Source organism: Pseudoduganella sp. RAF53_2, from assembly GCF_052113985.1.
Classification (GTDB): Bacteria; Pseudomonadota; Gammaproteobacteria; order Burkholderiales; family Burkholderiaceae_D; genus Rugamonas.
Genome location: NZ_JBFRDW010000502.1, coordinates 1 through 4,493, shown reverse-complemented (window position 1 = coordinate 4,493; position 4,493 = coordinate 1). Strand labels below are relative to the sequence as shown.

Annotated in this window: 4 protein-coding genes; 1 reads left to right on the top strand and 3 read right to left on the bottom strand. The window is 62.7% G+C overall.

Going from position 1 to position 4,493, the window contains the following annotated elements:
• Window positions 1–1,210: hybrid sensor histidine kinase/response regulator (locus AB4Z11_RS23985; RefSeq protein ID WP_442028181.1), on the bottom strand; the 1,210-nt coding region annotated here is incomplete at its 3' end.
• 195 nt (window positions 1,211–1,405) lie between these two features.
• On the opposite strand from AB4Z11_RS23985, the gene AB4Z11_RS23980 reads away from it, so the two are divergent.
• Window positions 1,406–1,825: a hypothetical protein gene (locus tag AB4Z11_RS23980; protein ID WP_442028179.1), complete on the top strand. Its 420-nt coding sequence runs from the start codon at window positions 1,406–1,408 to the stop codon at window positions 1,823–1,825.
• A 7-nt stretch (window positions 1,826–1,832) separates the two neighbouring features.
• On the opposite strand, the gene AB4Z11_RS23975 is transcribed toward AB4Z11_RS23980, so the two are convergent.
• Window positions 1,833–2,831 (bottom strand): diguanylate cyclase domain-containing protein, encoded by a 999-nt coding sequence (locus AB4Z11_RS23975; protein ID WP_442028178.1) that lies wholly within the window; start codon window positions 2,829–2,831, stop codon window positions 1,833–1,835.
• Between the two features lie 168 nt (window positions 2,832–2,999).
• Window positions 3,000–4,493 (bottom strand): ATP-binding response regulator (locus tag AB4Z11_RS23970; protein ID WP_442028176.1); only part of this gene is annotated, 1,494 nt, incomplete at its 5' end.

Sequence of the window (4,493 nt, the reverse complement as noted above, 5' to 3'; positions counted from 1 at the left end):
GTACCTTGGGTTCGGTCCTGTGTTCCGTTCGCGGCAGGCGCAGCGTGAAGGTACTGCCTTCGCCGGGGCCTGCGCTTTCAGCATAGACGCTTCCGCCATGCAGTTCCACCAGGCGGCGCACCAGTGCGAGGCCTATCCCCAAGCCTCCCTGCGCGCGGTCCAGCGTGCTGGTGCCCTGTACGAACACATCGAATACATGGGGYAGCAGTTCGGGCGCGATACCCACGCCGTTGTCGTGCACCGCGATCACAACGTCATCCTCGTCCACCTYGGTTTCGACGGTGATGCGGCCACCGGGCGGCGTGTATTTCAATGCGTTGTCGAGCACATTATTGAAGATCTGTTCCAGCCGCGTGGTATCGCCGTTGACCCAGCCGCCAGGCTCGGCGTGCAGGGCGACCTGGTATTCCGCCGTGCGTCCCGTGGTGCGGTAAGTCTCCAGGCAAGTGGAGAGCAGGGTCGCGGTATCCAGCGGCACACGGTTCAGCAGGATCTTGCCGGACATGGCGCGGCTCAGATCGAGCAGGTCGTCCACGATGCGGCCCAGGTGATGGCTCTGGCGCTGAATGATCTGCTTGGCGCGCGCCACTGCTTCGGTCGATGCACCGGYCAGTCCGATCAACGAGGCGGCGCTACTGATAGCGCTAAGCGGATTGCGCAATTCATGGCCCAGCATGGCGAGAAACTCATCCTTCGCATGGCTCTGGCGCTCGGCCAATTTGCGTTCTTCAATCTCGCGCATCAGGCGCTGGTTGCTGGCGATCAGGTCGGTGGTGCGCTGGCTGAGCTGGCGGGTTTGCTTGCGCAGCTCTTCGCTCTTGTTGGCCAGTGCGACAAAGACCGAGATCTTTGCGTACAATACTTGCGGTATCACAGGCGTGAACAAAAAGTCGACGGCGCCTTTCTGGTAAGCCTTCAGGCGATCCAGTTCATCGGCCACGAATGCCGTGATGAAGATGATGGGGATGTCGGCCGAGCGCGGACGCTGGTGAATCGCTTCCGCCGTCTCAAAGCCGTCCATGCCCGGCATATTCACGTCGAGCAGGATGACCGCGAAATCGTGCGTGAGCACTTCGCGCAGGGCTTCCTCGCCGGAGCGCGCAGAGATGACTTCGTAACGGTCCTGCGCCGCCCACTGCGTCAGCAGGCTGGTCAGCGCAAACAGGCTGTTGGCATCGTCGTTGACGACAAGTATCTTAGGCTTGTCCACTTTCAGTTTGTTCCGCTGGTTATTGTTCTATCGCGCAAGAAGTTCTTCAGGACAAAGGCCCAATCGATCATAGCGCCGCCCCCGGACGCTGTCAAAAAGGCCGCGCGCAACCGTACGCGGCCTAGTGTTCGCCAACGAACAGTCAGCGCCGGACTCCGCATGCCATAGTGAAATCCTGTTCATTGGGAGCCGATCATGAATATCGATACCGTCGTAGATAAATCATATGTGGGCAAATGCTTCAAACACCTGGCCGATGCGCCCGTCAGCGCCCTGCGCGGCGTGAGCGAGAAAGACGCCGCGGCATTGCAGAAGGCCTTCGGTGTGTCGACCATCCGCGACCTGGCCAACCTGAACTTCGTGCGCTGGGCGCAGGCCATCTGCACTCTGGCAGACGAAGAGCAAATGGCGCCGGAAGAGCAGGCCAAGGAAACCTTGCTGGACGAAGCGGTCGAAATGACCTTCCCGGCCAGCGATCCGATCTCGGTCGATGCGGGCGTCACGCGCATTGAAGTGGCGCCGGAAAAAGTGGACGCGCAAGCCGACCACCAGCACGCCGGCAAGGTCGAGGAATCGACCGAGGCAGGCAAGGAGGCCGAAGCCGCCGCGCACTGACGCCGCATCAGGCAGCTGTCGCCTGCACGGCGGGCGATGGCGAAGGCGCAGGGGCCGCCGCGGCGGCTTTTTCCGCCAGCGTGCGCGCGGCACAGAAGCGGTTCTTGCCGGCGCGCTTGGCTTCGTACAAGGCGTTGTCGGCCACGTGCATCAGATTGTCCACGGTGTCTGCATCATCCGGGTACAGACCGATGCCGATCGAAGTCGACAGCTGCAAAGTCAGGCCGTTGATGCGGTAAGGCTCCGCCACCACTTCGATCAGTTTGGACGCCGGCTCCTGCGCGTCCGCCAGTTCTCCCACATCACCCAGCACGATCACGAATTCATCGCCGCCCACGCGGGCGACGGTGTCGTCCTTGCGCGAAGAGCCGACCAGGCGCTGCGCCACCTGCTTCAGAATCTCGTCGCCGTACGCATGGCCGTGGGTATCGTTGATGGCCTTGAAGCCGTCCAGGTCGAGGTACATCACGGCCGCCTTGCGCTGGTGGCGCGCGGCGTGCTGCAAGGTGGTGGCGATGCGGTCTTCCAGCAGACGGCGGTTGGGCAGGCCGGTGAGCGGATCGTGCAGGGCCAGCTCCTGCTGCTTTTTGCTGTACTGGGCGAGTTCCTTGTACAGCAGGCGCACCTCCAGCATATTGTGGATGCGCTTGTGTACTTCCAGCAGGTCGAAAGGCTTGCTGATGAAATCGCGCGCGCCCGCTTCCAGGGCGGCGATCTTGAAGCTGGGCTGGGCCGTCAGGGCCAGCACGGGGAGGTAGCCGTCCTGTTCGATTTCCTTCAGGCCCTTCATGACCTGGAAACCGTTCAGCTCAGGCATCTGCAAGTCCAGCAAGATCAGGTCATAGGTATGCTGGCGGTGCAGGGGACATACCTGCTCCGGCAGCATGGTGGCCGTGACATTGGTGTAACCGGCATCGCGCAGAATTTCCAGCATCAAATCGATGTTGTCCGCGCAATCGTCCACGACCAGGATCTTGGCGTTCAGGATCTCGTCTGGGCTTGGCATATTGTTTCTCGTAAGGCGAATTCTCAGTGTAACGTGGCCAGGTTTGCCATGGCGCACGTGTCACAAACCAGTGTAGCAAAGCCACGCCAAGTTTCTTGTAGGACATTGCCTTGTGTTGCGGTAGGAGCGGCCAGGAAATTATATCCAAGGCAATATTCCGTTGCTTTTTCATGACTGACCGACACTTGCTACGCGCGCCACAGTGGCTATCAGTTCAGAAGGTTCGACCGGTTTAGGGACATGATCGAGGAAGCCCGCCTCCAGCGCGCGCAGGCGGTCTTCCGAGCGGGCAAAGGCGGTGAGGGCAATGGCGGGGACCGTGCCGCCGCGCCTGGCGCCCAGTGCACGCACCCTGGATAGCAGCTGGAAACCATCCGTCACTGGCATGCCGATATCGCTGACCAGCAGATCGATCTGGCCCTGGCGCGCAATGTCGACCGCTTCTTCGGCCGTGGCGGCGGTCAGCACGTGCGCATTGCAATCGGTGAGGATGCGCTGCACCAGCTCGCGGGCATCGGCTTCATCGTCCACCACCAGCACACGCAAGCCTTTCAGATCGCGCAGCCCCAATTCCGGTAGCGATCCGGAGTTGCTGCGCAGGGGCGCATTGGGCGGACGGCTGCGCACCATGCCGGTCGCCAGGGGCAGGCGCACGGTAAAGCTGGAACCCAGGGCTTCACCTTCGCTATGGGCGTACACCGTGCCGCCATGCTGTTCGACCAGGTGTTTGACGATGGACAGGCCCAGCCCCAGCCCGCCATGGCGGCGCGTGGTGGAGGCATCGGCCTGGCGGAAGCGCTCGAACACGTGGGCCAGGAATTCGGGGCGGATACCGATGCCGGTGTCGGCGATCGTGATGCCGACATGGCCGTCCTCTTCGCGGATCTGGACCTGCACCGTGCCACCCTTGGGCGTGAATTTCAGCGCATTCGACAGCAGATTCCACACCACTTGCTGCAGGCGGCTGGCATCGCCCGCGACGTGGCCAGCAGGCTGGTAGTCGCGCTCGATGCGTATGCCTTTCGCATCGGCCGCCGGACGCACCGTCTCGATGGCCGCGTCGACCACCGTGGACGGCGCCAGCTGCTTCATGTCCAGCAGCACCTTGCCGGAAGTGATGCGGCTCATGTCCAGCAAGTCCTCGATGAGCTGGGCCTGCGAGCGCGCATTGCGTTCGATGGTTTCCAGCCCGCGGTTCATATCGTCGCCACCGCGGCTGCCGCGCCGCAGGACCTGTGCCCAGCCGAGGATGGCCGTCAGCGGGGTGCGCAGTTCGTGCGACAGGGTCGACAGGAATTCATCCTTCATCTGGCTGGTGCGCTCGGCTTCGGCGCGTGCGCGGCGTTCGCTGTCCAGCAGTACCTTGCGTTCTTCGGCAGCCTGCTGCGCCGCTTCGTACATCAGGGCATTGTCGATCGCAACCGCCGCTTGCGCCGCAATGCCGGCCACGATGCGTTCCGTGCGTTCGCTGAACATGCCCGCTTCGGGATGGCCGAAGAACAGTGTGCCGATCACTTCGCCGGCGCGCGACAGCACCGGCACCGCGAGATAGCTGCGCACCGGCGGATGGCCTTGCAGGTCGTCGCTGCGCACGATGTCGGTGCCGCGCAGCGAAGGCATGTCGGCGAAATGTTCCGGCGGCGTGCCGGACAGGGTGTACAG